This window comes from Acinetobacter sp. MB5, from assembly GCF_003261585.1.
In the GTDB taxonomy this organism is placed as follows: Bacteria; Pseudomonadota; Gammaproteobacteria; order Pseudomonadales; family Moraxellaceae; genus Acinetobacter.
Window position 1 is genome coordinate 91,234 of the sequence record NZ_POVU01000006.1, and the last position, 25,563, is coordinate 116,796.

Consider the following 25,563-nt stretch of genomic DNA (forward strand, 5'->3'; position numbering starts at 1 on the left):
CGTATAGTAGCAAATCTTATTCAGAATTGCTTGCGTTTTTTTGAGCAGTTAGTCGTTCATACTTTTCCATGAGCTGTTCTTGCGTTTCTGCATGATTCGGATCGAGTGGAATACAATCGACTGGGCAGAACAACTGACACTGTGGTTTGTCATGATGCCCCACGCACTCAGTGCATAAGTCGGGGTTAATTTCATAAATCAGTTCCCCGAAGTAAATCGCTTCATTGGGGCAGACAGGCTCACAAACATCACAGTTAATGCATTCTTCGGTAATATATAAAGACACTTTACCAACCTTGCTGATGTTTACGCTGAAAAGCTTCAACGACATGCTGAGGAACAAATTTTGAAACGTCCCCTTTTAAGCGCGCTATCTCACGTACCATCGTCGATGAAATAAAAGAATATTGCTCTGCTGGCGTCAAAAACACGGTTTCAAAACTTGCATCTAAAGTACGATTCATATTGGCGAGTTGAAACTCATATTCAAAGTCCGACACTGCGCGTAAACCACGCAACACGGCTGTCGCTTTTTGCTCATTAAAAAAATTGACCAACAAGCCATCAAAGCCCATAAATTCAACATTATCCAGATGACTCAATGACTGCTTCGCCAAGTCAACACGTTCTTCAAGAGAAAAAACGGGGTTTTTGTGATGTCCGACAGCGATTGCAACCACAACCTCATCAAACATTTTGGCTGCACGCACAACCAAATCAATATGACCTTTGGTAATCGGATCGAACGTCCCTGGGTAAATGATGCGTGATTTCGACATCCTCATCTTCTCTAGTTTCCGCTTAGATGTCGCTATTCTAGCAAAAAGTTGTTTTTTAGCGAAGGAATGCTTTGTTTTCTGTAGAAAAGCTTCACCTTGTGAACAGTTTGCGGCACAATAGACGCAGTTTTGGAATGATTTAATTATGACGAAAGCAACTGTAGTCAAGAAAAATAATGGCGGAACTATCGCTCAAAATAAGCGTGCCCGCCATGATTATTTTATCGAAGAAAAATTTGAAGCAGGAATGTCCCTCCAAGGTTGGGAAGTCAAATCTCTGCGCGCTGGACGGATGAGTCTAGTTGAAAGTTATATTATTTTTAAAAATGGCGAAGCGTTTTTATTTGGTGCACAAATTCAGCCATTACTCTCGGCTTCTACACATGTGGTACCTGAAGCAACTCGTACTCGCAAGCTGTTATTGTCGCGTCGTGAACTTGAAAAGCTAACAGGCGCAGTCAACCAGAAAGGTTACTCTTGTGTCCCTTTAGCCTGTTACTGGAAAGGTCATTTAGCTAAACTGGAAATTGCACTGGTGAAAGGTAAACAACTTCACGACAAGCGTGCCAGTGAAAAAGACCGTGACTGGCAACGTGACAAGGCGCGTATTTTCCACCGCTAAATCACAACTGATATGATTAAAGCGAGATTTGATATCTCGTTTTTTATGCAAGCTCTTTTTTTAAACTTATTCTATTTACAATCACTCTTTTAATACCGATTCAAACTATAGGTGGTCAACTCGATAAACGAAAATTGTGATTGGCAATTAATACTGAAAGTTCATTCTCCCTTTGGGATGAGGAACACTGTTCCGCAAGAGGATGAAAATGCCCTCATTGTGATTTTTTGTTCAAAAAATGACTTATGAAAGTGCCCAATACTGTGAGAAGCAAATTTAGGCAGAATGATTGATCCGATTCAACATCAAAGCTACATATTCACCAAACCACATTGCAGTATCTAAATCACCTTGTGGTGGGGTAATTTCTATAGGTGCATTATTAGATTGGGTCATGAGTCCCAAATGGCTGGCTAAACGGTTTAAATCGGTATCTTTTTGCCCTGTTGACAATAACGGTAAACCTGTCCACAACATGCCATGCTGCATGGAAAACAGATTAATTTGTTGTAAAACAGATAGTTTATCTCCACTTAAGCCACCCGAATTGGTAAAGCCTGCGGCAAGTTTGCCCTGCCATAAACGGTTAATCCAGCGCTTCGAAGTCGAGTCCATAAACATTTTAAATGGGCCTGTGACACTTCCCATATAGGTTGGACAACCTAAAATAATGCCATGTGCCTGATCCAGCTTGTCCCAATCAATATGTTCAATCGACATGACATGCACAGTCACACCAATTTGCATTGCACCTTTAGCAATATATTGCGCAACTTTTGCGGTATGCCCATAAGGGCTGTGGTAAACAATCGCAAGGGATTTCGGCAGTGTTGTCATTATTGAGAATCAATAGCAAAAAATCCCGAGCAGTTTAGCATGAATTAATCTTGCATAAATACGAATGTCGCCATGCGCCCTGTTTTTGCATGACGGCGATAAGAAAAATAATCTTCAGTTTGAGTATAAGTACACTGATCACCGCCTGACACCAAAGTCACGCCATGCTGCTCTAAGATATAACGCGCAATTGCATACAGATCAGCATAGTATTTCCCTGCTTGCTCGCCTGCTTTAAAAGCAAACTCCAACGGATATTTTTCACAAAATGCCTGTTTAACTTCTGCACCAATCTCAAAGCAAGGCTGACTAATACAGGCTCCGAGCCATGCCCAAGTTGGCTGAGTTTGCATACTGGTAATGGTGTTTTCAATGATGCCACCTGCCAGACCACGCCAGCCCGCATGTAGATTAGCGACTTCAGTGCCATCGGCATTCCCAAGCACCACAGGCAAACAGTCTGCTGTCATCATCAAAATTGCATGACCTTTTTGCTGTGTGACCAAACCATCACCCACCAATGGTTCAAAATACACTTGCTCATTCACCGTATGGCAAATCGTGCTATGGGTTTGAGTCATCCACGTCAGTTTATTTACTCCGTGCTGCGCAAACTCATTGAGTAATGCCATACGATGTTGCTGAACGCGCACTGGATCATCCTGCACATGCAATGCCAAATTAAACCCTGACAGTTCAGCTCGTTCACTCGACAAACTTTTAGGATGTTGCACATGGGTTTGTCCCACATAAACACCTTGGGGTAAACCTTGAACAAATTGCATGCTTAAATTCTCCAGTTACGAGGTCAATGATACAGCTTATTAATAAGCTGCATTTTCTTCACGAAGGACTTGGACTAAATGTTTGAAGTCTTCTGGCCACGGTGCTTCAAATAGCATTTCCTCTTGAGTACGAGGATGCACCAGACCCAGTTTAGCTGCATGTAAGGCTTGACGGCGGAAAGCGCGCAAAGTACTCGCGAGAAGTTCTGAAGCACCTGCTGGCACACGCACACGATTGACATAGACGGTATCGCCCACTAAACCATGTCCAATATAAGTAAAATGCACACGAATCTGATGGGTACGACCTGTTTCAAGTTGTGCTTGTACACGGGTAAAGTGCTGGAAACGCTCTTTGACATTGTAATGAGTTACTGCATCACGACCACCAGGCAATACCGTCATTTTGACACGATCAACAGGGTGGCGCTTAATCGGCTCATCAATCGTGCCGCCTGCAATAATATTGCCATACACCACAAGATCATAAACTCGGTAAACCGATTTATCACCCAGCTGTTTGGTCAATGAAAATTGTGCTTCAAGATTTTTCGCAACAACCAACAAACCACTGGTGTCTTTATCAATACGATGCACCAGTCCTGCACGCGACAATTCTGCCGATTTTGGATAATGATACAGCAAGGCATTCACCAGTGTGCCTGAGCCATTGCCCGCACCTGGATGCACCACCATACCCACAGGCTTGTTAATGACTAAAATATCATCATCTTCATAGACAATATCGAGTGGGATATTTTCAGGCTGGTTATGGGTTTGTGGCTCAAGTTCAACCTCAAGTGTGAGCAGCTCACGCCCTTCACAGCGATATTTCGGTTTAATTTTGTTACCATCGACAAGCAGATGCCCATCTTTCATCCATTGTTTGAGTTTTTCTCGTGAAAAATCAGACCAAACGGTGGCTGCGACCTGATCAATTCGCAGTCCAAGGTATTGTTCATCCAACTGAAATTGCAACGATAAATGTGTTGCAGTTACGCCCGAAGTATGATTATCTGCATCCTCAGCATCTTCAAGTAAATTGAAATCTGTTTCAGTGAAATTAGAATGAGAAGATTGTGTTGAAGTCATTTGGCTCATTAAGACAATAATGGTTTAATAATGCCATTGTAGCTCATTGCCCGTATTAACTGAGGAATTTTTATGTCGCTACCACGTTATAAAGTTACTATGCTTGTGCTTTGTTTAGGCATTGCAGGTACATTTGTGGGCTGTAGCAGCAATCCATCAAAAAAAGAAGTTGTCGATCTTGGACCACAAAGCAGCGAACAAGCCTATTTTGATTCAGCTGAACAAGCGCTGAATAAAGGTCAATATAATGAAGCGGCAAAAAATCTCCAAGCGATTGATACTTATTTTCCAACTGGGACACATGCCCAAAAAGCACAGTTGGATTTAATTTATGTGAAGTTCCAACAAAAAGATTATCCAGGTGTTGTAACTGCCGCGGACCGTTTTATTCGTTTGAATCCAGACCATCCGAATGTTGCTTATGCTTACTATGCACGTGGCGTTGCCAACATGGAACAAAACTATGATGGTATCGCTCGTTATACATCGCTCAAACAATCTCATCGCGATGTGAACTATTTAAAACTGGCTTATCAAAACTTTGTTGATCTCATTCGTCGTTTCCCTTCAAGCCAATACTCTGTCGATGCAGCACAGCGTATGAAGTATATTGGCGAGGAACTTGCAGAACATGAAATGACGGCTGCACGTTTTAATGTTGAGCGTCAAGCATGGGTTGCTGCAATTGAACGCGGTCAGTGGGTTGTCGAACATTACCCAAATACGCCACAAATTCCTGAAGCATTGGCAACGATTGCTTATGGTTACAACCAATTGGGCGACCAACAAAGTGCACAGCAATATATCAATCTTCTTAAGTTGAACTATCCAAATCTAGTGAAAGCCAATGGTACGGTTGACCTTGCTGCCGCTCGTAAAGAAGGTAGCTGGTGGAATAAAGCCACTTTAGGTATTTTTGGTCGTAGCTCTGAAAGCAATATAAATCATAGTCAAGAAGCTGCTCAAGAGAGCACCGAAAAACGTAGCTGGACCAACCGCTTAAGCTTCGGCATGCTCGACAAGCCTGAGCAGGAACAAACTGCCGCACCTGCTGCTGTTACATCTGAACCAGTTGCTGCGCCAGTTACAACTTCTGAAGAGAAGCCAAAACGTAGCTGGATCAATCGTCTTAGCTTTGGTTTACTCGACAAACCTGAAAGCAACTGATTTCAGATGTCTGATTCATAAAAGGCGGGCCATGTGCTCGCCTTTTATATGTTGTGTAACTGGAAAATTTGCTACACTGATCAACCTGCATTGTATTTTTACATCCCTGATTATGGCGATTCCACAACAAACGATTGACCAAATTCTTGACCGTACAGATCTGGTTGATCTGATTGGGCAACGTGTCAAACTTAAAAAAACTGGACGTACATATTCAGGTTGCTGCCCATTTCATCAGGAAAAAAGCCCGTCTTTCCACGTCTATCGTGACAAGCAGTACTATCACTGCTTTGGTTGTCAAGCCAATGGCAATGCCATTAAATTTTTAATGGACATCGACAATCGTAGTTTTATCGAGGTGATGAAAGACCTCGCCAGCCAAACTGGCATAGAACTTCCAAAAGACAATCAGGACAGTAAAAAACTCATCTATAAAAAAACAGCGACTCCAGCACCTCAAACCAGCCCTGCACCGAGTCTGCCTGTATCTCCCCCAGATGCCATGCAGGAGTTTGAGCCGTATCCATTTCCACAGGATGATCCCTTTTTCTTTGCCGACCAGCAGTTTTCCGAAATTACCCAAGAAGGTAACCTATATGACTTACTGGAAAATATTGCTCAGTTTTATCAGCAACAGTTACCCAAAAGTGCTTCTGCACAGCGTTATTTCAAACAGCGTGGTTTAAGTCCTACAACCATCCAAGATTGGCGTTTAGGTTATGCGCCTGAAGACTGGCAGCATCTAGAACATGCTTTCCCGCAAGATATTGATGGTTTAAAACAGCTCGGTTTGATTCGTACCAGTGACAGCGGACGTGATTTTGACCTGTTACGTGATCGGGTCATTTTCCCGATTCGTGACGCTAAAGGTCGTGTTGTCGGTTTTGGTGGTCGTGCACTGAATGATGAAATCAAGCCCAAATACATTAACTCGCCTGACTCGGAAGTCTTTCATAAAAACCAGTTGCTCTATGGGCTATATGAAGGCACGAAATTTAAAGCCCAAGACTGGCTTTTGGTCGAAGGTTATATGGATGTGATTGCATTGCATCAGGCAGGCATTCATGGTGGTGTTGCAACACTTGGAACTGCCAGTAATACCGAACACTTAAATATTTTATTTAAACGTAATCATCGGATTACCATCGCTTTTGATGGAGATAGCGCAGGGCAAAAAGCAGCTCGTCGCACATTAGAAATTGCATTACCTTTACTGAATGATGGTCGTGAGCTGAAATTTTTTATTTTGCCCAATGACCATGACCCTGACTCGTTAATCCGTCAGGAAGGCGTGGAAAGATTCCAACAACTCTGGCAACAAGCCCCTCTGCTATCTGACTTCTTATTCGCTTTACTGACACAGCAACACGATGTCAGCACGCCTGAAGGTAAAAGTCAGGTGATGGGTGAACTCAAAAATCTGACTCAATTGCTGCCACCACAAGGCTCTTATCGTTATTTGCTCAGTCAGGCATTTCGAGAGAAACTCGGACTCGGCAAACGCTTTACGCCTAAGGTCAGTCATGATGCGTCGTTATCATTTAACATCCGTACCCGAGATGAAGACTTTGCAGTCGCCTTGCTGATGAGCAACCCATTTCTCTATACACATTTTGAGCAACTGCGCGCTTATATTCAGCAAGATGATTTATTGGCCGAGATTTTAGCCGTGCTTGATCAGGTTTTTGACAAACTGCCTGATGATCAGGAACGTGCGATTTATTATGTGCTAGGTGCATGCTATGCCTATCGTGGAGAAATCGCTGAATTACTGCAACGCACCAATGTACTTGAGATTTTAAATTCGCCAGAACGAACATTTAATTTTGCTAAAGAAAATGCATTGGCATTACAAGAAAAGTTACTCAAACAACGAATGAAACGTCCTGCTTCTTTACAGGAATCACAAAACTTACGCATGCAGCTCAATGAGCTGACCAAACAAATTAGCCTTAGACTCTTACATTAAGCAGATACATGATGCATCTGCTTGATTAAAATGTGTTATTTAATAAAAGAATAAACGCTGATATGTCGACTGAAAACACTTGTGTACACCAAGCCGTTGCACTTGCTGCCGACGAGTTTGGGCATCTTCAAATTCTCCATCAAAAATGCCGATTGAAACACTTCGTAAATCAGGTAAATACTGTGCCATTTGCATTTTGCTAAAATGCAACGGATGCAAACAAGCCTGTTGGAATCGTGTATATGAGGATGCAGAACTGGTGCGATATTTCATGTCAATCTCCTACCGCTAAAAATCGAATGCGAGCAGTGAAAATCAACCAATATCCCTTTCGGAGATTTTACAGCGGACATAGTATAAAACCGAAATTCAGACAGATAAAAATCTCAAATGACTATAAATGCAGATCAAAAGACGCTGACTTGACAAGATTTTTCTACTTATTCTATTGAATTATAACTCTTATTTTTTTATAAATTTGCTCCATCATGAGAAATGACTATGTCGTCACCTCTCACCATGTAGAAGCTTTAGCTTTTGGGTTTACGACGATGTTCCAATACTCGTTGCAAGTGATCCTGAATCCATTCCAAATATTCAGGATCTTCCGTTTGTGCAGCTTCCCGCAACAACATTGAAGTCGGATGTAATAACTTATGTGTGAGACGATGGGCGAGTTCCTGAATCACTTTTTCTGGTGACTCACCTTCATGCAAGCACTGTAAAGCATGATCCACTTCTTCTTGTTGCATTTGCTGCCCTGCTTCGCGATAGGCGCAAATGGAGTGCCCTGCTTCTTTAACCTTTTCTTGGGTTAAAAGCTGCGTTGCAAGTTGATTAACCATCACTTCAGCTTCAACCGCCGCTTGACGACGTTGTGCCAAATTCTCATCAATCACGCTTTGCAGATCATCGACACCATATAAATAGACACCATCGAGACTTTCCACTTTGGAGTCAATGTCACGTGGAACAGCCAAATCAACCATCAGCATTTGCTGATAGCGGCGCTTCTTTAAGGCTGTTTTGACATCTTGGTAAGCAATCACCTGATGCAAGCTGCCTGTACAACTTGAAATGACATCAGCACGATACAAATGCTCTGACAGCTCATTAAATGGAATAATTTCAACATCCACAAATGCGGTAATTTCACTGGCCAGTTTTTCTGCACGTTCACGACCACGGTTACAAATCAGGATTTTTGCAACCCCTAAATCCGCCATGTGCTTGGCAACCAAGCTATTCATTTCACCTGCGGCAACCATCAACACCACCAGTTTTTCAGGGTGGCTAAAGACTTGTTGAGCAAGCTGGGCAACTGCATAACCCATCGAAACTGCATGACTGCCTACAGCTGTTTCAGAACGAACTCGCTTTGCTGCATAAAACGCATATTCAAAGACACGGTTTAAATGTCCAGAAACCGTACCAGACTCTTTTGCTAGAGCCAAAGCCGATTTCACTTGCCCTAAAATTTGTGGTTCGCCAAGCATCAGTGAATCTAGGCCACTGGCGACGCGCATAAGGTGGGATACCGCCTGAATATCTTCATAACGATATACATGATTAAACAATTGGTTAACATCAATGCCATTTGATTGAGCCAGCCAATTTAATAGCATGTCTGCTTCGTCGGTGATGGCATAGACTTCTGTACGGTTACAGGTCGACACCACCACTAAATCATTTAAATGACTCTGATGACTTTGATCAGCCAATAATGCACGCAAACGTTCCGCATTAAACGCAACACGTTCGCGCAATTCAACTGAAGCTGTTTGATGGTTGACACCTAAGGCAAAGAACGTCATGTCAGATCATCATTTCACTAAAACTATGCATGTGTTATTGTGCATCATCGGTGTCATAATAAGCATAAATATTTGGATAAAGAAACTTTGCAGCAAGTAATTCGCCAACAATCATGTATGTTAATACGACGGTATTCTAGCACAGTCTTATTGCTAGGTAGCATCACCTTATCTGCTTATAGTTACACATATGCGCAAAATCCAGTGATTCGCTACAACCCACTACCGTTACAACAAACCATGATTGCAGAATTTGCATTGCAATATCAGCAAACCGCTACAGCATTACACAACTATACGGCTCTCGCAATTCATAGTGACTCAACAGCCATAAAACAACGGGCCCTCGACATTGCACTTGATGAAAATGACACTTTAGCTGCACTCGACATCGCAACACACTGGGTCAATCAAGATCCAAGTGATGTCCCTGCTTTGTTCTATTTAGCACACATTGCACTAAAAGCACACAAGTATGAATTGACAGCTCAAACACTTGATAAAATTTTAAACATTGATCCCGATGCAGATCTTGCCAAAATTGTTGCGGGAATTGCCCCTGATTCAACAGAAGACCGCACAACACTGATCAAAGCTCTGCGTAGCAGTAAAGCCAGAAGTAATCCTTCAGTTTTAGTCATGATTGCTAGTCTTGAGGCTCAAGATAATCAGCTTGAACAAGCTTTAAAAGATATACAACGTGCACTGCGTAAACGTCCAAATGTCACCAGTTTCATCTTACTAAAAGCCAATCTGCTTGAGGCTTCAGGCGATCAGGATGCCACAATAAAATGGTATGCAAAATCAAGTCGGCAACATCGCTTTAATCTTGAAGTGCGTCTTGCCGAAGCCAAGTACCTGATTAAAATTGGCCAAACTGAACTTGGGTTAAAGAAGCTCGAAAGTATTATTCGTAGCTGGCCTTCGGCCGATGAAGCAATTTTTATTGCAGGTTTAACCAGTATCGACTTAAAGCGTTACGACCAAGCAGAAGGCTTCTTATTGCAACTTAAAGATTCTTCGCAATATCAAAATGATGCATATTACTATTTGGCAATTAATGCCGAACGTAAACAGCACTATGAAACTGCAAAAGCCTACTATCGTTTGGTCGATGGCAGTCTGTATACGGTGTCCCGTCGTAGTCTCGTTACAATCTACGATAAAGAAGGAAAGCTCAGTGATGCCTTGCGTTTCCTGACACAAGAACGTGTCAACTATCCACAACATGCCAGTTTTTTATATCAGTTACAGGCTGAAATTCTCAAAAAACTGAATCATAAACTTGCTGCGATTGAATTGCTTGATGAGGCGATTCACAACCTACCTGATGACCCTGATCTCATTTATGCACAAGTCTTGTTGCTGGATCCTTATCAAGATCGAGATCGTTTAGAACAGGATTTAGATAAATTACTCAGTATTGAGCCCAACAGTCCAACCTATCTCAATGCTTATGCTTACACCTTGGCATTACAGAATCGTCGTTTAGAAGATGCTCGAAAATATGTTGAGCATGCACTTGAATATGCACCAGACCAAGCTTCGATTTTAGATACCTACGGTTTAATTGCATTTTTACAGAATGACTTCGCAACAGCCATTCCTGTATTACAAAAGGCTTACATGTTGAATGACAATCCCAGCACAGGTATACGCCTAGCAAAAGCGCTTTATCTACAAGGGAATACTGAAAAATTTACATCAGTGTTACAACAACTCAAACAAAAGTATCCGAACAATCCACAGGTAATTCAATTAAATTCTTTGTTATTACCACAACAGCAAAAAATGAGTTTAGTTCATCATGCATCTGTTCACTAAAATTGGTCTAGGCGTATTGACCAGCAGTAGCCTCATTCTCACGGGTTGCCAGCAATACCGCAAACCTCAGCAAATGGTAACGACTGTTCCAGAGCAATCTGCAGCACAACCCAGCCAAGAAACCAATTTTGCCCTGCAAGGTAAACTTGGTGTTCGCACCCCAAAACAATCTGGGAGTGCCTTCTTCACTTGGGAACAACAACAAGATAATTTTGATATCGAACTGAGCGGCGCATTAGGAATTGGCAAAACCCATATTCAAGGCACACCAGGTCAAGTCACACTTAACAGCGCAAAAACAGGTCTCATTCACGCAGAAACACCTGAAGAATTGTTAGAAAAAGCAACAGGTTGGCAAGCACCAATCACAGATTTAGTCCATTGGGTTCTCGCACAACCTGCAACAACACAAGCACAGATTGAGAAAGATCAGGAACAACGTCCAACTCAATTTATTGAAGATGGCTGGACAGTTAACCTCAGCTATAATGATGCTGCACGTTTACCCAATAAACTAATTTTAAAACAGCAACTTGATGATGGTCAGGAAAATCGTATTACAATGGTCATTCAAGACCGCTAGCCAAAATTCTACTTATGATTCGTATCCCTTCTCCCGCAAAACTTAACCTTTTTTTGCACATTACTGGTCAACGAACGGATGGCTATCATGAGTTGCAAACCATTTTTCAACTCATTGATTTATATGACTGGCTAGAGTTTGAACCGAATGGAACTAATGAGATTATTCTTGATGGTTTATCAAGTGTCAAACAAAAAGACAATCTGATTTATAAGGCTGCGGAAAAACTCAAGCCTTATGCTCAAAAATTTTGTGGAATAAATATCCATTTAGAAAAGCACATTCCAATGGGTGCAGGTTTAGGCGGTGGCTCATCCAATGCAGCAAGTACCTTAATCGCACTTAATCAAATTTGGCAATGTAGCTTAAACATTAAGCAACTTGCCGATATTGGGCAAAGTTTAGGAGCGGATGTTCCTGTGTTTGTTCACGGACATAATGCATGGGCTGAGGGTATTGGCGAACACTTAACATTCATAGACTTAGATCAAAAACAATACATCGTGCTTAAACCTGACTGTTTTATCAGCACTCAACTACTTTTTTCACAAAAAACATTGACAAGAAACTCGAAGCCATCTAAATTCTGCGCCTATCAGATAAAGCCATCTGACTTTGGAAATAATTTTGAGCCTTTGGCAAGAAACTTATATCCTGAAGTCGATGAAGCGATGCAATATTTAGATCAGTTCGGTGTTGCAAAACTTACAGGTACAGGTGCTTGTGTTTTTACTGAAGTAACTACTGAAATGCACGTTAATGAAATTCTTAAACATGCACCATGTAAAGCTTACTTGGTCAACAGTTTAAACGAATCTCCATTACGACATTTTAAAGTTCGATAGGGGCGTCGCCAAGTGGTAAGGCAGCGGGTTTTGATCTCGCCATCCGTTGGTTCGAATCCAGCCGCCCCTGCCATATTCTTCCAAACACCATACCAACCGCCAAGGGTGCTTCATGCCCAATCTTGTCGTTTTTAGTGGAACTGCTCATCCACAATTCGCTCAAAAAGTCGTAAGCCATTTGCACATTCCTTTAGGTGCAGCCTCAGTTTCTACCTTCTCTGATGGTGAAATTGCTGTTGAAATCACTGAAAATGTCCGTGGTAAAGACGTATTTATCGTACAACCTACTTGTGCCCCAACCAATGATAACCTGATGGAAATCTTGGTGATGGCTGACGCATTACGTCGCGCAAGTGCTGGTCGTATTACTGCTGTCATTCCTTACTTCGGTTATGCACGTCAAGACCGTCGTCCACGTTCATCTCGTGTTCCAATCACTGCAAAAGTTGTCGCAGACATGCTGACTACTGTAGGGATTGACCGTGTTGTGATGATCGACCTACATGCAGACCAAATCCAAGGTTTCTTCGATATCCCTGTAGACAACATCTATGGTACGCCAGCATTACTTGCTGACTTACGCCAACAGTCTCATGACAACCTAATGGTTGTTTCACCAGACGTGGGTGGTGTTGTTCGTGCACGCGCTGTTGCAAAACAAATGGGTGATATTGATCTTGCGATCATCGATAAACGTCGTCAAAAAGCGAATGAATCACAAGTGATGCATTTGATTGGTGATGTAAAAGGTCGTGACTGCGTCATTGTTGACGATATGGTCGATACAGCAGGTACTTTATGTAAAGCTGCTGATGCACTTAAAACTTTTGGTGCGCGCCGTGTTGTTGCCTATGCAACTCACCCAGTACTTTCAGGCAAAGCAATCGAGAATTTGAAAAACTCTGTGATCGACGAACTCGTTGTAACAGATACAATTCCGCTTTCTGAAGAAGCACAACAGCTTGGTAAAATTCGTCAAGTTTCTGTTGCAAGCATGGTTGCTGAAACTATTCGTCGTATTAACAACGAAGAATCAATCAGCGCAATGTTTGACAGCTATTTATAATAAATAGCCGCGCAATTTTCTAAAAGCCCTGCTATAATGCGGGGCTTTCTATTGGTCAGATTGGTCGTAAATCTGGCTATTTCGTAACTTAATGAGGATATCTCATGGCTAATTTCGTATTAAATGCTCAAGCACGTGCTGAAGAGAAACAAGGGAAAGGTTCGAGCCGCCGCCTTCGTCGTGAAGCACTAGTTCCTGCAATCATCTACGGTGGTGAAGCAGAACCTGTAGCTGTAACTTTAGAACTTCGTGAGCTTGTTAAAGCTTTAGAAAACAACGCTTTCTTTGCTGAAGTTATTGAAATCAAAGTTGGCGACAAAACTGAAAGCGTTAAAATCCAAGCGCTTCAACGCCACCCTGCTAAAAACACTCCAATGCACGCTGACTTCAAACGCGCGTAATTGTAAGTGAGAGCGTAGTTTCGTGACTAAAATTTCGCTCATTGTCGGTTTGGGCAATCCGGGTAAGGAATATGCCCAAACCCGACATAATGCTGGTTTCTGGTTTGTTGAGCAACTCGCAGACCGTTATGGAATCAGTTTAAAAGCAGACCCTAAATTCCATGGAATCAGTGGTCGTGGCAACATCGAAGGTCATGATGTTCGCCTGTTACTTCCTAGCACATTTATGAACCGTTCTGGGCAAAGTGTTGTGCCTTTTGCCAAATTCTATCAAATTCAACCTGAAGCAATCTTAGTTGCGCATGATGAACTCGATATGAATCCTGGTGTGATTCGCCTCAAAACTGGAGGTGGTCATGGTGGTCACAATGGTCTACGCGACATTGTTCCACATATTGGCTCAAACTTTCATCGCCTACGTATTGGAATCGGTCATCCTGGTTCTAAAGAGCGTGTTTCAGGTCATGTTTTAGGTAAAGCACCTAAAAGTGAACAAGACCTCATGGATGCTGCGATTCATCATGCACTATCGAAAACTTCTCTTCTTGTTGAAGGTCAAGTTTCTCAAGCGATGAATCAAATCAACGCCTACAAACCGTAAAGTAAGTAAATTCAATCTCTGATGGCATCTTTGTGCACATCTCTTAAGTCTTTGAATGCCTTTTTTCTAGCAAACTGAGCAAATTAAGGAGATATTTGCATGTTATCCCGTTTATTAAAATGCAAAATCCATCGTGCAATAGTGACCCATGCAGAACTTCATTATGAAGGTTCTTGTGCGATTGATGGTGTTTTAATGGATTTGGCAGGTATTCGTGAATATGAAGAAATTCATGTTTGGAATGTCACCAATGGCAAACGTTTTACAACCTATGCCATCCGTGGTGAAGATCAATCAGGCATTATTTCTGTCAATGGTGGCGCAGCACATCAGGCTGAAGTCGGTGATATTGTCATTATTGCCACATTTGCTGACTTTAATGAACAAGAAGCCAATGCACATAAGCCTCGTCTTGTCTATGCCAACCCAGACAATACGGTCAACCACACCTCTAACTGCATTCCAGTCCAAGTTGCTTAAATTTCTCAATCATGAGCATATTTCGATATGCTCAGATTATCTCTGCTATAGCAAATAAACTGCTATTTATAGTACGAATCATTCTATAGAAAGGATGATTTTTCACAAAAAATGACGCTATAATTTTGGCACATCGCTTCAGGGCGGGGCGCAATTCCCCACCGGCGGTAAGCTCAACTCTTTGAGTAAGCCCGCGAGCCAATGACCTGTGTCATTTGCAGATTTGGTGCAAATCCAAAGCCGACGGTATAGTCCGGATGAAAGAAGTCGACGTTTCAGAAGATTCATTTTTTCAAACTTTTGTCACGACCCCATTTTTTCGATCAGTCCTGAAATGTTCCTGTATCTAAATTACGTGAGCGTTTCATTATGTCTATTCTAATTCAACCCGAATTATTCTTTTCTAGCCTATCCCCTGCTGAACAACGCATTCAACAAGCCTTAGAAGATATCCGCCAAGGCAAACCTGTTTTGGTGATGGATGATTTTGACCGTGAAAATGAAGCCGATTTGGTGATTGCAGCAGAAACGCTGAATGTCGAAACTATGGCACGGATGATTCGTGATGGCTCAGGCATTGTATGTTTATGCTTAACTGAACAATTGGCAGATCATCTAGAACTTCCACCGATGGTGAGCAACAATTCAAGCCATTTTCATACTGCATTTACCGTGACCATCGAAGCGGCTGAAGATGTAACCACTGGCGTTTCCGCAAAAGACCGTGTAACGACTATTCGCGCTGCAACCAAAGATGGTGCTGTCGCGAGCGACCTCAATCGCCCTGGGCATGTTTTCCCCTTACGTGCGCGTGAAGGTGGTGTGTTGACTCGTCGTGGTCATACAGAAGCAACCATTGACTTAGCCCGTTTAGCTGGTTTAAAAGCTGCGGGTGTACTGTGTGAAGTGACCAACCCAGATGGAACCATGGCATCAGGGATTCAAGTCTTGTCTTATGCACAAACCCATCACCTCACCGTCATTACCATTGAAGAACTGGTTCAATACCGCTTAGCCAATAACATCTAATACTTTTCAGCATCATCATTACAACGATGGTGATGCATCTTTCTCTTGCACCCAATATTTGATGCATTGCTGTTGCAAGATATGAATCAAACGCGCAATTACCACCAAAAGTACAGCACCTGTGAATACTGGAAAAATCAAAAAACTCCAAGTGTAATGCATAGAGGATGCACTCAATAAAATCAACAATGGATTCGCCCCTGCAGGTGGATGCACACATCCCAAAAGTTGCATGAGTACAATCGCCAAAGCAACCGCCAGCGCGATAGTGATCATATTAATTGGTAAGTAATGCGCAAAGACCAAACCTATCGCAGCAGACACTATATGTCCCACAATCACATTTTTCGGTTGAGCCAAAGGTGACTGAGCGGCTGCATACAACAGCACACAGGTCGCACCAAACGGCGCCATAATCCATAATTGATGCGAAAGCTGGGTCAAATACAGTAAAACCATAATACTCAAACTTGCACCAAACAATGTCTTGATTAAATCAGAAATTGAATACGGAGAGGACTTTAACATCACTCTACTCCTTGAATTGATTTTTGTTGATGTGCGCGCTAAAATCAAAATAGTACAGATCTGTACTATTTTCAAGAGAAAAAAGTATGTCTAAATCCGCAGCCAAAATTCTAAGCACCGCAGAACAGTTATTTAATCAGCATAGTTTTAATGCGGTCGGTGTCGATTTAATTCGGGATGAATCAGGCTGTTCTAAAACCACGCTCTACACCTATTTTAAGAATAAACAGCAATTGGTGGCTGCTGTTTTACAAAAACGCGATGCGCAGTTCAGACAAAGTCTGTCCGATTTTGTTGGAGATACTCAGGACTTGGCTGCGCTTGAGCGAATATTTGATTGGCATGTGCTGTGGTTTCAGCAAGATCATTTCAAAGGCTGTTTATTTGTCCGTGCAGCGGGAGAGTCTTCACAGCAAGACCATGAAATTCTTGATCTTTCTCAACAGCATAAACGCTGGTTATATGGATTTATTGCACAATACACACACAACTTTAAACAGCCTAAAGCAGTCACCGAATTATGTTACAACTTTTTAGAAGGATTGATTAGCCGATTTTTAATCGATGGCTTTCAAGCAGAAATTGCCGAGCAAAATAAGCAACTAATGTTGAACCTGATCAAAAGTTTACAGGCTTAATCATCTGCCAACTGCAACAGGCTATGATGAATACCATCGGCACGTAACCACGCAAATTCATAGCTTGCTTTAGCCAGTGCGAGTACACGACGCTCAAATTCATCCCACAAAGGTTTGACTTGAGCCTGTTGAATACCTAGACCACTGTCTTCAGCAAACTGGCGGTGTTTCTCACAAATTTTGAGTGCTTGATACAACTTACGACCGACCGACGCATCAGGTAGCAGCTTTGTACGTTTTGATACAATAAAGCCCTCCACATGCCTTAAATTTGCATGGGGTAACATCGGCACTAAAATTTGGTCTAATTGTGCATCCAAACGCTTCCAAACCGCATGTTGTTGTTCCGCAGTGTAAGTATTCCATTGAATCACTTCATGATTAAAACGTCGGCAACCTCGACAGACATGATCACCAAATACAGTCGAGCAACGCCCTGCACATGGGGTGAGTGTCGCAATGCGACGATCTTTACTCAAACCAATCTCTCCTTAGCAAGAGCTATTCTCGCTTAATTTCTAAAATCACGCTAAAATACGCGCCTTAATTTTATATCTTAATACATTTGGAGTCTCGCATGAACGCTACTGTAGAACAGCTTGCACCTGTAGAACAGCAAGCGACCACAGATTGGGTTGTTGCCGCACTATATCAATTTAAAGAAGTTCAAGATGCTGCTGATTTACAGCAACGTCTGCTTGATTTAGTGAAAACAATCAATCTATGCGGAACTCTGATTGTTGCGGGTGAAGGCATCAACGGTACGGTTGCTGGTGACCGACAAGCCATTGATAAAATTCATCAATTCCTATTGAATGAAGGTTTTTCTGCAATGGAATACAAAGAGTCTCTCAGCTCTGACAAACCATTCCGTAAAATGAAAATCAAACTCAAAAATGAAATTGTCACTTTGGGTGTTGAAGTTAAGCCACGTGATTTAGTGGGTCATTATTTAGACCCAAAAGAATGGAATGAGCTGATCGCACGTGATGACGTGATCCTAATCGATACACGTAACGATTACGAATACAAAGCAGGAACGTTCAAAGGCGCGATTGATCCAAAAACTGAAACTTTCCGCGAATTCCCTGAATACGTAAAAAAAGAACTTGAACAACACAAAGACAAGAAAATTGCCATGTTCTGTACAGGCGGTATTCGCTGTGAAAAATCAACATCATTGTTGCTTCAAGAAGGCTTTGACGAAGTTTATCACCTCAAAGGCGGTATCTTAAAATACCTCGAAGAAACCCCTGCTGAAGAAAGCATGTGGGAAGGTGAATGTTTCGTGTTTGATGGCCGTACAGCCGTGACTCACGGTGTTGAAGAAGGTCAAAACATCAAGTGTCACGCTTGTGGCTGGCCACTGACGCCTGCTGAATCAGTACTACCAAGCTATGAACATGGTGTTTCTTGTGTGTACTGCATTGACAAAACCAGCGAAAAACAAAAATCTGGTTTCCGTATGCGCCAATCTCAAATTGCTGCGGCAAAACGCAAGCGTTTGTAATTGATTGAAGATTTTTCATCGCGCATTATGTGAATGAAAAATCTCAATACGCAAAGTACTCAAAAGTTCTAAATTCAATAAAGCGATGGAAATTTCATCGCTTTATTTTTTTGGGAGATTTACTATAAGAATCTGACAATCCCCAATTCATCGTTTAAATCATCTACAAATGGAATTCTCATGCAAGAAGAGTTTTGGCATAAACGCTGGGAAAACAATCAAATTGGCTTTCATCAAATAAAGCCTAATCCCTTTCTAATTGAATATTTTTCAGCATTAAACGTAAAACCTCATGCCCGTATTTTTGTTCCTTTAAGTGGAAAAACTTTGGACATTAGTTGGTTACTTGCACAAGGTTGTCGGGTCGTCGCAATAGAATTGAGCCAAATTGCAGTGGATGCATTAATTGAACAGCTTGGGCTTCAATTTGAGATCTCAACTTCAGGAACCCTTACCCATTATTATCATCCCCAAATTGAAATTTTTTCAGGTGATTTTTTTCAACTCAGCGAAGCTCAACTTGGGTCAGTAAATGCTATTTATGATCGGGCTGCACTGGTGGCTTTACCTGAGAACATGCGCAGTCAGTATGCACAACATCTGATTAAAATTACCCACACAGCACCCCAGTTTTTAATTAGCTATGAATACGACCAGACGCTCTTTGAAGGCCCACCCTTTTGTGTGAATCGTGCAGAAGTTGAACGCTTATATGCAAAGGATTACTGCCTAAAAATTTTATTTTCATCATCTTCTGCACAACACTTCAACAACATTGAAGTACAAGATACTGTTTGGTCTTTATCTCCTCACACAAAATAAAAAAGCACCCATTGAGGTGCTTTTTTATCACTGAAGTGAACTTAGTTTGGTGTGTGATACATCAAATAAAGTTCATTCAAGTTTTCTGGAATTTCTTCTGCGAGTTCATCCATCAACTGACCATTACGACGGAAAGACTCCATTTGTGGATCTTCTTCATCAATGCCGCTAAACACCATCACTGGCAAAGTCAGATCAACCAACTGTTCTTCGAATTCTGGGGTAAACCATGCTTCTTCATTTAAAAACATAGCATCCACAAAACCAACGCTCCAGTCACCAAGACTTGAATCCACATCCGCTTCTTCAATTTCAAAAGGAAACTCAATTCCTTCTTCATTTGCAAGGTTTTGGCGCAATTGCTCAAGCCACAATTTGACTTGTGCAATAATTTCACTCGGAACTTTATTTGGACTTCCATCAAACAATGCATCTAGCCAAGTATCAAATTTTGGCCCAACAGCAATGGCACATAAAAATCCATGAGTTGCCGCAAAATCTAGACCATATTCGTTTTGGTCACCATCTAAATAATCACTTAACTGATCTAAATTTAAAGAACTCATTCTGATTCCATTATTGGTTACTACTGATATGCGAGCATAGCATTGATCGCGATGATATCCTAAATGCTTTTACGCATCATCATCGTCTGAATCATCATCGTCAAAGTCGTAATCAAAGTCTTTTAACTCGCGCTCCAAACGGCGTTGCGCAAGCAAGTCATCAATTAAACGACGTTTTTCTAATGACTCTTTGGCACTGATTTTATTCGATGCCTCATCAAAGCTTACGTCATCATCGTAGTTATCATCTAGTTCAAAATCTGTAGAAGACACTCAAACTACCTCAACATAAAAATATAAATGTTTTACGCGCTATTTATCTCGACTACAGTTTTTTGTCAAGCTTTTTATGCATTTATATTTTTAACATTCTCACTAAAATCGACTTTTTTTCTGCGTTTTTTTTGTGTATTTATTAATAATCAGGACTTTTTCATCGCAAAATAGCATGGACTTGAAAAAATTAAAAAAGACACAATATTCATTCTACTTTAACTAAAAAAGATTTCAGGAATTGAGAGCATGTTCCATGATTTCTGAAATTTTTGAGCAAATTGTGCTATCATGCACGGTTTTTCACTGCCACCAGATTCAACAAAGAGTAAGCAAAAGATGAGCGATATGCATTCCCCTACTTCTCAAGTAGCGGCTCTGATTAGCCGAGGCAAAGAGCAAGGTTACTTAACTTACGCTGAGGTTAACGATCATCTCCCGGACTCAATCACAGAAAGCGAACAGATTGAAGACATTATTCAAATGCTTCAAGACGTGGGCATTCCTGTTCATGAACGTGCGCCTGAATCTGACGATACCATGTTTGGCGAATCAACCGAAGCTGCCGATGAAGTTGCTGAGGAAGAAGCCGCTGCGGTACTGGCGTCAGTTGAAAATGAACCAGGTCGTACCACTGACCCAGTTCGTATGTACATGCGTGAAATGGGAACTGTTGAACTCCTTACCCGCGAAGGTGAAATTAGCATTGCAAAACGAATCGAAGAAGGGATTCGTGATGTTTTAAATGCGATTGCTTACTGGCCAAATGCAGTTGAAGTTGTTCTCCAAGAATATGAAGACTTTAATACTGGTGAACGCCGTTTAGCCGATATTTTATCAGGCTATCTTGACCCTGAAACCGACGATGACATTCCAGAAGTCCTCGAAGAAGAAGAATCTGAGTTGGACGATGAAGAAGAAGATTCATCGAAACCAACCAAAGATGTCAAACTAGACGATGATGACGAAGAAGAAGAGTCTGAAGGTGATGATGACTCTGAAGGCGATTCAGGTCCAGATCCTGAAGTTGCAAAAGTTCGTTTTGCCGAGTTAGAACAAGCTTGGAACAAAACTAAAGTTGCAATTCAGCAACATGGTCGCAACTCGAAAGAAGCGAATGAAGCATTATCGACACTTGCAACAGTGTTCATGATGTTCAAATTTACCCCTCGCTTGTTCGATCTCATTTCTGAAATGATTCGTGGGACACACGACCGTATTCGTACTGCTGAACGTGAAATCATGCGTTATGCTGTACGTCGTGGTCGTATGGATCGTACGCAATTCCGTACCACATTCCCGAAACAAGAATCAAACCCTACTTGGCTCGATGCACAACTTGCTAAAGCTTCTCCAGACGTGAAACCTCACCTTGAGAAAGTACGTCCAGACATTTTGGCTTTCCAGCAAAAAATTGCAGATATCGAAACTGAGTTGGGTTTAAACGTTCAAGAAATTAAAGATATTTCTAAGCGTATGGCCATTGGTGAAGCAAAAGCTCGCCGTGCGAAAAAGGAAATGGTTGAAGCCAACTTACGTTTGGTAATCTCAATTGCGAAAAAATATACCAACCGTGGTTTGCAATTCCTCGACTTGATTCAAGAAGGTAACATCGGCTTGATGAAAGCGGTTGATAAATTTGAATACCGCCGTGGTTACAAGTTCTCAACTTATGCAACATGGTGGATTCGTCAGGCGATTACCCGTTCGATTGCCGATCAGGCGCGTACTATTCGTATTCCTGTGCATATGATTGAGACCATCAACAAGATCAACCGTGTATCTCGCCAGTTACTCCAAGAAATGGGACGTGAGCCAACACCTGAAGAACTCGGTGAACGTCTAGAAATGGACGAAGTGAAAGTTCGTAAAGTGCTGAAAATTGCCAAAGAACCGATTTCTATGGAAACGCCAATTGGTGATGATGAAGATTCGCATCTTGGCGATTTCATTGAAGATCAAAACATCACTTCTCCAGTAGATGCTGCGACTTCAGAAGGCTTAAAAGAAGCAACACGTGAAGTCCTTGAAAACTTAACTGAACGTGAAGCCAAAGTTTTGAAAATGCGTTTTGGTATTGATATGCCAACTGATCATACCCTTGAAGAAGTGGGTAAACAGTTTGACGTTACACGTGAACGTATCCGTCAGATTGAAGCAAAAGCATTACGTAAACTTCGTCATCCTTCACGCTCTGAACACTTGCGTTCATTCTTGGAAAATGACTAATCGGGCTGCTTGATTTTTCAGTAAATTGCCCCATTTTATTCATTAAGCATAAAAAAACGCCTGCGCTTGCAGGCGTTTCAACTCCTGAGGCACATATGTTAGAAGACCGCACACCTTCTCGTGAACTTCGCGAAGATCTTTGGGTATTCCCAATGGACTATCCAATTAAACTCATTGGCAATGCAGGTGTAGAACTTCGTGTTGCAGTGGTGGAAATTTTAGTTAAACATTTCCCTGAGTTTGATGAAGCAACTCTGGCCGTTCAGCCATCACGTACTGGGAAATATCATTCCATTACTGCTCAACTACGTTTTGAGGAACTTGAGCAAGTTCATGCGCTTTATGCAGACTTAGCAGCTTGCCCTCACATCCGAACTGCGCTTTAATCCTAAACCAGATGCCAAGCATCTGGTTTTTGTTTTCTTACTTAAGGTTTCTCAACACATGGATGCTACCACCCTTCAACAATCGCCAAAACTCATTATTCGTATTTTCAAGAGCTTGCAAGATTATCAAACCAAGTTTAATGAAATGAAAACCTTTACCGAAAATCGAGAAACAACAAGCGATGATGAACTGTGGTTACTGCAACACAATGATGTCCTCACACAAGGACAATCTGGAAAACCTGAACATATTTTAATCAGTAGTAATATTCCTGTCGTACAGTCTGATCGTGGTGGTCAAGTCACATGGCATGGCCCTGGACAAATGATTGCTTACTTTCTATTTGATCTCAATCGCCTAAAATGGCATGTTCGCACCTTGGTCAGCTTTGCTGAACAACTCATGATTGATCTGCTTAAAATTTATGACATTGAAGCCTATGCTAAACCTGATGCACCTGGAGTTTATGTCGATGGTCGTAAAATTGGTTCTTTAGGTTTTAAAATTCGTCGAGGTCGTAGCTATCATGGCCTATCATTGAATCTGGATTGTAATCTTCACGGTTTCCAGACCATCAACCCTTGTGGTTATCCTGGTTTAGAAATGGTGCGTATCCAAGATCTTGTCGAAAATCATCCAAAATTTACACAACTCTGTGAAGACGTGATTGAATATTTAACACAAACTCAGTACTTTAAAGAAATTGAGGTTATTCTCGAAGAATAAGTTTCTTCCTGACCTCGTTCTTATATAAATACAAAAAGGAAACTGAACGTGTTCACCAAGCCATTAAAACCCGCAATGCAGCAAGCATATGTCAAGCTCATGATGAGCGTGATTGGCAAAGGCTTGGTGGTTGCAAGCCACGTCGATCCTGAAATTCAACAAGAGATTGCTAAATTTCCTGAAAATTTCACGCTTTCCATGAAAGTTTTTCCACATGGCCCTGCTTTTATTGCCAGAGTCAATCAGCAAAAACAACTCGAATTGGTGGATGAACTAGAAGGCAACCCCGATCTTTGTATTATTTTCAAACATCTTGAACATGCTTTTTTAGTGTTTTCATTTCAGGAAAGCACTGCACGGGCTTTTGCCAATGACCGCATGATTGCCGATGGTGACTTGTCCTATGCCATCCGTTTAGTTCGATGTCTCAATAAAATGGAATCGCTGATTTTACCAAAGCTCATTGCATCTTTAGCAGTCAAAGAATACCCAGAACAACTCGGCTTCAAAGAAAAAATATCGAATGCCAGCCTGATCTATTTAAAACTTGCACAATCCTTTCTAAAACGGAGCGCATAAGCACATGACAAAAGCATATTATGAATTTTTCTGTCCAGTCAAAGTCATTGCAGGTCACGCTGCTTTAGAGCATATTCCTTTTGAACTCGCGACTTTAGGTGCAAAGCGCCCACTGATTATTACCGATAAAGGCGTTCGTACCAATGGTTTACTTGAGCCAATTGAAACTGCATTTAGCTCAACCGATGCTGAAATCGGTTTTGTTTTTGATGAAGTCCCCCCTGACTCTAGCCTGGAAACGGTAAAAAAAGCCGCAGCCTATTATCGTGAACATCAATGTGATGCTCTGATTGCTGTGGGTGGTGGTTCTGTAATTGATACTGCCAAAGCGACAAATATTTTGGTGACTGAAGGTGGTGATGACTTACTCAAATATTCAGGTGCACATAACTTACCAAAACCGCTTAAACCATTTTTTGTGATACCAACAACATCAGGTACGGGTTCTGAAGTAACTATGGTAGCTGTGGTTTCCGATCCTGTTAAAAATGTCAAAATGGCGTTTGCCTCATATTACTTAATGCCTCATGCCGCGATTCTTGATCCTCGCATGACGCAGACCTTGCCTGCACATTTAACAGCAATGACCGCAATGGATGCCATGACCCATGCGATAGAAGCCTATACGTGTATGGCGGCTAATCCTCTGAGTGATGCCTATGCAACAGGCGCTATCAAAAAAATTAGCCAAAACCTGTTTAAAGTCCTAGAAAATCCAAAAGATGCCGAAGCCCGCTTAGAACTCGCACAAGCATCGACTATGGCAGGCATTGCATTCTCTAACTCGATGGTTGGATTAGTACATTCTCTTGGACACGCGCTTGGGGCAGTGGCCCACTTACCCCATGGTTTATGTATGAACCTGTTCTTGCCTTATGTGCTTGAATACAATAAATCGGTCAATGGTGACAAAATTGCTGAATTGCTGCTACCACTAGCAGGCCCTGATATTTACTCACAAACGCCTGCTGATCAGCGCACTGATAAAACCATTGAAACGCTTTTCAGTATCCGTGACCATCTCTTCGAATTAACCAAATTACCGCGTACATTACGTGAAACAAGCAAAGTCAGCGAAGCTCAGCTTGATGAAGTTGCTGAAAAAGCACTCAATGATGGCTCTATTATTTATAACCCTAAAGAAGCTTCCTTGACGCAATTACGTGAGATTTTACAAAAGGCTTGGTAATTCAAAAAACTGTTTGCTAGAAAAAACGTCCACTGTTATTTTTGCTTTGGACGTTTTTTTTAATTTAACCAATCAGTCAAAATCAAAAATCGTAAAATTGGCAGAGAAATTGCTAAAGTAATACTGAATTAATTGCTGACAACATACATCACTTTACGATAAAGTTGCGCTCTTTATTAAAAAATGGGGGGATCGTTCGTCCTAAACGATCCTAAAAATGAT

Annotated in this window: 30 protein-coding genes, 1 tRNA gene and 1 riboswitch; of the genes, 20 read left to right on the plus strand and 11 right to left on the minus strand. The window is 41.6% G+C overall.

All coding sequences use genetic code 11. From position 1 onward, the window contains the following. Positions 1-16 precede the first annotated feature (16 nt). Complete coding sequence (locus tag C1A47_RS09400) at positions 17-286, minus strand: YfhL family 4Fe-4S dicluster ferredoxin (protein ID WP_111894702.1); 270 nt, start codon at positions 284-286, stop codon at positions 17-19. Position 287: 1 nt separating this feature from the next. Beyond that, complete coding sequence (gene coaD, locus C1A47_RS09405; protein ID WP_111894704.1) at positions 288-779, minus strand: pantetheine-phosphate adenylyltransferase; 492 nt, start codon at positions 777-779, stop codon at positions 288-290. A gap of 145 nt (positions 780-924) precedes the next feature. Here coaD and smpB point away from each other — a divergent pair, with 145 nt between their 5' ends. Beyond that, positions 925-1,401, plus strand: a complete 477-nt coding sequence (smpB, locus tag C1A47_RS09410) for an SsrA-binding protein SmpB (protein ID WP_111894706.1) — start codon at positions 925-927, stop codon at positions 1,399-1,401. A 276-nt stretch (positions 1,402-1,677) separates the two neighbouring features. On the opposite strand, the gene C1A47_RS09415 is transcribed toward smpB, so the two are convergent. Genes C1A47_RS09415 through rluD form a run of 3 tightly spaced genes read right to left on the minus strand, consistent with a single transcriptional unit; the run spans position 1,678 to position 4,115 of the window. Further along, on the minus strand, positions 1,678-2,238 hold the full coding sequence (locus tag C1A47_RS09415; protein WP_111894708.1) for a flavodoxin family protein: 561 nt from the start codon (positions 2,236-2,238) through the stop codon (positions 1,678-1,680). A 44-nt stretch (positions 2,239-2,282) separates the two neighbouring features. Then, on the minus strand, positions 2,283-3,023 hold the full coding sequence (gene pgeF / locus C1A47_RS09420) for a peptidoglycan editing factor PgeF (protein ID WP_111894710.1): 741 nt from the start codon (positions 3,021-3,023) through the stop codon (positions 2,283-2,285). 39 nt (positions 3,024-3,062) lie between these two features. Next, positions 3,063-4,115 (minus strand): 23S rRNA pseudouridine(1911/1915/1917) synthase RluD, encoded by a 1,053-nt coding sequence (gene rluD / locus C1A47_RS09425; protein ID WP_111894896.1) that lies wholly within the window; start codon positions 4,113-4,115, stop codon positions 3,063-3,065. Between the two features lie 72 nt (positions 4,116-4,187). Between rluD and C1A47_RS09430 the strand changes: the two genes are divergently transcribed. Together C1A47_RS09430 and C1A47_RS09435 are read left to right on the plus strand one after the other, a co-directional pair. Beyond that, positions 4,188-5,282 (plus strand): outer membrane protein assembly factor BamD, encoded by a 1,095-nt coding sequence (locus C1A47_RS09430; protein WP_111894712.1) that lies wholly within the window; start codon positions 4,188-4,190, stop codon positions 5,280-5,282. Positions 5,283-5,394: 112 nt separating this feature from the next. After that, positions 5,395-7,251 (plus strand): DNA primase, encoded by a 1,857-nt coding sequence (locus tag C1A47_RS09435; RefSeq protein ID WP_111894714.1) that lies wholly within the window; start codon positions 5,395-5,397, stop codon positions 7,249-7,251. Between the two features lie 39 nt (positions 7,252-7,290). Here the strand turns inward: C1A47_RS09435 and C1A47_RS09440 are convergent, their stop codons facing one another. Together C1A47_RS09440 and hemA are read right to left on the minus strand one after the other, a co-directional pair. Further along, positions 7,291-7,524 carry a hypothetical protein gene (locus tag C1A47_RS09440; RefSeq protein ID WP_111894716.1) on the minus strand — a complete coding sequence of 78 codons (234 nt, stop codon included), beginning with the start codon at positions 7,522-7,524 and terminating at the stop codon, positions 7,291-7,293. 257 nt (positions 7,525-7,781) lie between these two features. Then, a complete protein-coding gene (gene hemA / locus C1A47_RS09445) occupies positions 7,782-9,065 on the minus strand; it encodes a glutamyl-tRNA reductase (protein ID WP_111894718.1) in 1,284 nt (427 codons plus the stop codon). A 117-nt stretch (positions 9,066-9,182) separates the two neighbouring features. Between hemA and C1A47_RS09450 the strand changes: the two genes are divergently transcribed. The 9 genes from C1A47_RS09450 (at position 9,183) to ribB (ending at position 15,894) form a co-directional block, all read left to right on the plus strand. Continuing rightward, positions 9,183-10,889, plus strand: a complete 1,707-nt coding sequence (locus C1A47_RS09450) for a tetratricopeptide repeat protein (protein ID WP_111894720.1) — start codon at positions 9,183-9,185, stop codon at positions 10,887-10,889. Further along, a complete protein-coding gene (gene lolB / locus C1A47_RS09455) occupies positions 10,873-11,472 on the plus strand; it encodes a lipoprotein insertase outer membrane protein LolB (protein ID WP_111894722.1) in 600 nt (199 codons plus the stop codon). The genes C1A47_RS09450 and lolB overlap by 17 nt, the downstream gene beginning before the upstream one ends. A gap of 14 nt (positions 11,473-11,486) precedes the next feature. Beyond that, the gene (gene ispE, locus C1A47_RS09460; protein ID WP_111894724.1) at positions 11,487-12,317 is read left to right on the plus strand and encodes a 4-(cytidine 5'-diphospho)-2-C-methyl-D-erythritol kinase; all 831 of its coding nucleotides are present in this window, start codon (positions 11,487-11,489) and stop codon (positions 12,315-12,317) included. Next, positions 12,316-12,390, plus strand: a tRNA-Gln gene (locus C1A47_RS09465). The genes ispE and C1A47_RS09465 overlap by 2 nt, the downstream gene beginning before the upstream one ends. 39 nt (positions 12,391-12,429) lie before the next feature. Next, positions 12,430-13,383, plus strand: a complete 954-nt coding sequence (locus tag C1A47_RS09470; RefSeq protein ID WP_016165799.1) for a ribose-phosphate pyrophosphokinase — start codon at positions 12,430-12,432, stop codon at positions 13,381-13,383. 104 nt (positions 13,384-13,487) lie between these two features. Next, positions 13,488-13,784, plus strand: coding sequence for a 50S ribosomal protein L25 (gene rplY, locus C1A47_RS09475; RefSeq protein WP_111894726.1), 297 nt, complete (start codon positions 13,488-13,490; stop codon positions 13,782-13,784). A 22-nt stretch (positions 13,785-13,806) separates the two neighbouring features. Beyond that, positions 13,807-14,385, plus strand: coding sequence for an aminoacyl-tRNA hydrolase (gene pth, locus C1A47_RS09480; protein WP_111894728.1), 579 nt, complete (start codon positions 13,807-13,809; stop codon positions 14,383-14,385). Positions 14,386-14,484: 99 nt separating this feature from the next. Beyond that, entirely contained in the window at positions 14,485-14,865 is a 381-nt protein-coding gene (gene panD, locus C1A47_RS09485) for an aspartate 1-decarboxylase (protein WP_111894730.1), read from the plus strand. 131 nt (positions 14,866-14,996) lie between these two features. Further along, a riboswitch (FMN riboswitch) is annotated at positions 14,997-15,138 on the plus strand. A gap of 96 nt (positions 15,139-15,234) precedes the next feature. Next, positions 15,235-15,894 carry a 3,4-dihydroxy-2-butanone-4-phosphate synthase gene (ribB, locus tag C1A47_RS09490; protein ID WP_111894732.1) on the plus strand — a complete coding sequence of 220 codons (660 nt, stop codon included), beginning with the start codon at positions 15,235-15,237 and terminating at the stop codon, positions 15,892-15,894. Between the two features lie 18 nt (positions 15,895-15,912). Here ribB and C1A47_RS09495 read toward each other — a convergent pair whose 3' ends face one another. Next, positions 15,913-16,422 carry an HPP family protein gene (locus C1A47_RS09495; protein WP_111894734.1) on the minus strand — a complete coding sequence of 170 codons (510 nt, stop codon included), beginning with the start codon at positions 16,420-16,422 and terminating at the stop codon, positions 15,913-15,915. A gap of 86 nt (positions 16,423-16,508) precedes the next feature. Between C1A47_RS09495 and C1A47_RS09500 the strand changes: the two genes are divergently transcribed. Next, positions 16,509-17,060: a TetR/AcrR family transcriptional regulator gene (locus C1A47_RS09500; protein WP_111894736.1), complete on the plus strand. Its 552-nt coding sequence runs from the start codon at positions 16,509-16,511 to the stop codon at positions 17,058-17,060. On the opposite strand, the gene C1A47_RS09505 is transcribed toward C1A47_RS09500, so the two are convergent. Continuing rightward, positions 17,057-17,539, minus strand: a complete 483-nt coding sequence (locus C1A47_RS09505; RefSeq protein ID WP_111894738.1) for a DUF1289 domain-containing protein — start codon at positions 17,537-17,539, stop codon at positions 17,057-17,059. The genes C1A47_RS09500 and C1A47_RS09505 overlap by 4 nt on opposite strands. A gap of 98 nt (positions 17,540-17,637) precedes the next feature. On the opposite strand from C1A47_RS09505, the gene C1A47_RS09510 reads away from it, so the two are divergent. Further along, complete coding sequence (locus C1A47_RS09510; RefSeq protein ID WP_111894740.1) at positions 17,638-18,570, plus strand: rhodanese-related sulfurtransferase; 933 nt, start codon at positions 17,638-17,640, stop codon at positions 18,568-18,570. Positions 18,571-18,750: 180 nt separating this feature from the next. After that, entirely contained in the window at positions 18,751-19,392 is a 642-nt protein-coding gene (tmpT, locus tag C1A47_RS09515) for a thiopurine S-methyltransferase (protein WP_111894742.1), read from the plus strand. A gap of 41 nt (positions 19,393-19,433) precedes the next feature. Here tmpT and C1A47_RS09520 read toward each other — a convergent pair whose 3' ends face one another. Together C1A47_RS09520 and C1A47_RS09525 are read right to left on the minus strand one after the other, a co-directional pair. Next, positions 19,434-19,958 (minus strand): YecA family protein, encoded by a 525-nt coding sequence (locus C1A47_RS09520; protein WP_111894744.1) that lies wholly within the window; start codon positions 19,956-19,958, stop codon positions 19,434-19,436. Positions 19,959-20,027: 69 nt separating this feature from the next. Beyond that, positions 20,028-20,231 (minus strand): PA3496 family putative envelope integrity protein, encoded by a 204-nt coding sequence (locus C1A47_RS09525; RefSeq protein ID WP_111894746.1) that lies wholly within the window; start codon positions 20,229-20,231, stop codon positions 20,028-20,030. A gap of 291 nt (positions 20,232-20,522) precedes the next feature. On the opposite strand from C1A47_RS09525, the gene rpoD reads away from it, so the two are divergent. From rpoD to C1A47_RS09550, 5 genes are all read left to right on the plus strand, one after another. Continuing rightward, positions 20,523-22,460, plus strand: coding sequence for an RNA polymerase sigma factor RpoD (gene rpoD / locus C1A47_RS09530; RefSeq protein WP_111894748.1), 1,938 nt, complete (start codon positions 20,523-20,525; stop codon positions 22,458-22,460). A gap of 95 nt (positions 22,461-22,555) precedes the next feature. Then, a complete protein-coding gene (locus tag C1A47_RS09535) occupies positions 22,556-22,846 on the plus strand; it encodes a YbeD family protein (protein WP_111894750.1) in 291 nt (96 codons plus the stop codon). Between the two features lie 58 nt (positions 22,847-22,904). Then, complete coding sequence (gene lipB / locus C1A47_RS09540; RefSeq protein ID WP_111894752.1) at positions 22,905-23,573, plus strand: lipoyl(octanoyl) transferase LipB; 669 nt, start codon at positions 22,905-22,907, stop codon at positions 23,571-23,573. Positions 23,574-23,648: 75 nt separating this feature from the next. Next, positions 23,649-24,152 (plus strand): hypothetical protein, encoded by a 504-nt coding sequence (locus tag C1A47_RS09545; protein ID WP_111894897.1) that lies wholly within the window; start codon positions 23,649-23,651, stop codon positions 24,150-24,152. Positions 24,153-24,156: 4 nt separating this feature from the next. Continuing rightward, entirely contained in the window at positions 24,157-25,341 is a 1,185-nt protein-coding gene (locus tag C1A47_RS09550) for an iron-containing alcohol dehydrogenase (RefSeq protein WP_111894754.1), read from the plus strand. Positions 25,342-25,563 lie beyond the last annotated feature (222 nt).

Excerpts from the sequence above, each read along its gene's own strand:
- C1A47_RS09435 (WP_111894714.1), top strand. The coding sequence starts at position 5,395 with ATGGCGATTCCACAACAAACGATTGACCAAATTCTTGACCGTACAGAT.
- rluD (WP_111894896.1), bottom strand. The coding sequence starts at position 4,115 with ATGACTTCAACACAATCTTCTCATTCTAATTTCACTGAAACAGATTTC.
- lipB (WP_111894752.1), top strand. The coding sequence starts at position 22,905 with ATGGATGCTACCACCCTTCAACAATCGCCAAAACTCATTATTCGTATT.
- ribB (WP_111894732.1), top strand. The coding sequence starts at position 15,235 with ATGTCTATTCTAATTCAACCCGAATTATTCTTTTCTAGCCTATCCCCT.
- rplY (WP_111894726.1), top strand. The coding sequence starts at position 13,488 with ATGGCTAATTTCGTATTAAATGCTCAAGCACGTGCTGAAGAGAAACAA.
- C1A47_RS09430 (WP_111894712.1), top strand. The coding sequence starts at position 4,188 with ATGTCGCTACCACGTTATAAAGTTACTATGCTTGTGCTTTGTTTAGGC.
- tmpT (WP_111894742.1), top strand. The coding sequence starts at position 18,751 with ATGCAAGAAGAGTTTTGGCATAAACGCTGGGAAAACAATCAAATTGGC.
- C1A47_RS09415 (WP_111894708.1), bottom strand. The coding sequence starts at position 2,238 with ATGACAACACTGCCGAAATCCCTTGCGATTGTTTACCACAGCCCTTAT.
- C1A47_RS09550 (WP_111894754.1), top strand. The coding sequence starts at position 24,157 with ATGACAAAAGCATATTATGAATTTTTCTGTCCAGTCAAAGTCATTGCA.
- C1A47_RS09470 (WP_016165799.1), top strand. The coding sequence starts at position 12,430 with ATGCCCAATCTTGTCGTTTTTAGTGGAACTGCTCATCCACAATTCGCT.
- ispE (WP_111894724.1), top strand. The coding sequence starts at position 11,487 with ATGATTCGTATCCCTTCTCCCGCAAAACTTAACCTTTTTTTGCACATT.
- C1A47_RS09510 (WP_111894740.1), top strand. The coding sequence starts at position 17,638 with ATGAACGCTACTGTAGAACAGCTTGCACCTGTAGAACAGCAAGCGACC.
- coaD (WP_111894704.1), bottom strand. The coding sequence starts at position 779 with ATGTCGAAATCACGCATCATTTACCCAGGGACGTTCGATCCGATTACC.
- pgeF (WP_111894710.1), bottom strand. The coding sequence starts at position 3,023 with ATGCAATTTGTTCAAGGTTTACCCCAAGGTGTTTATGTGGGACAAACC.
- C1A47_RS09520 (WP_111894744.1), bottom strand. The coding sequence starts at position 19,958 with ATGAGTTCTTTAAATTTAGATCAGTTAAGTGATTATTTAGATGGTGAC.
- C1A47_RS09450 (WP_111894720.1), top strand. The coding sequence starts at position 9,183 with ATGTTAATACGACGGTATTCTAGCACAGTCTTATTGCTAGGTAGCATC.
- rpoD (WP_111894748.1), top strand. The coding sequence starts at position 20,523 with ATGCACGGTTTTTCACTGCCACCAGATTCAACAAAGAGTAAGCAAAAG.
- C1A47_RS09535 (WP_111894750.1), top strand. The coding sequence starts at position 22,556 with ATGTTAGAAGACCGCACACCTTCTCGTGAACTTCGCGAAGATCTTTGG.
- C1A47_RS09500 (WP_111894736.1), top strand. The coding sequence starts at position 16,509 with ATGTCTAAATCCGCAGCCAAAATTCTAAGCACCGCAGAACAGTTATTT.
- C1A47_RS09495 (WP_111894734.1), bottom strand. The coding sequence starts at position 16,422 with ATGTTAAAGTCCTCTCCGTATTCAATTTCTGATTTAATCAAGACATTG.
- lolB (WP_111894722.1), top strand. The coding sequence starts at position 10,873 with ATGCATCTGTTCACTAAAATTGGTCTAGGCGTATTGACCAGCAGTAGC.
- hemA (WP_111894718.1), bottom strand. The coding sequence starts at position 9,065 with ATGACGTTCTTTGCCTTAGGTGTCAACCATCAAACAGCTTCAGTTGAA.
- smpB (WP_111894706.1), top strand. The coding sequence starts at position 925 with ATGACGAAAGCAACTGTAGTCAAGAAAAATAATGGCGGAACTATCGCT.
- C1A47_RS09545 (WP_111894897.1), top strand. The coding sequence starts at position 23,649 with ATGCAGCAAGCATATGTCAAGCTCATGATGAGCGTGATTGGCAAAGGC.
- panD (WP_111894730.1), top strand. The coding sequence starts at position 14,485 with ATGTTATCCCGTTTATTAAAATGCAAAATCCATCGTGCAATAGTGACC.
- C1A47_RS09440 (WP_111894716.1), bottom strand. The coding sequence starts at position 7,524 with ATGAAATATCGCACCAGTTCTGCATCCTCATATACACGATTCCAACAG.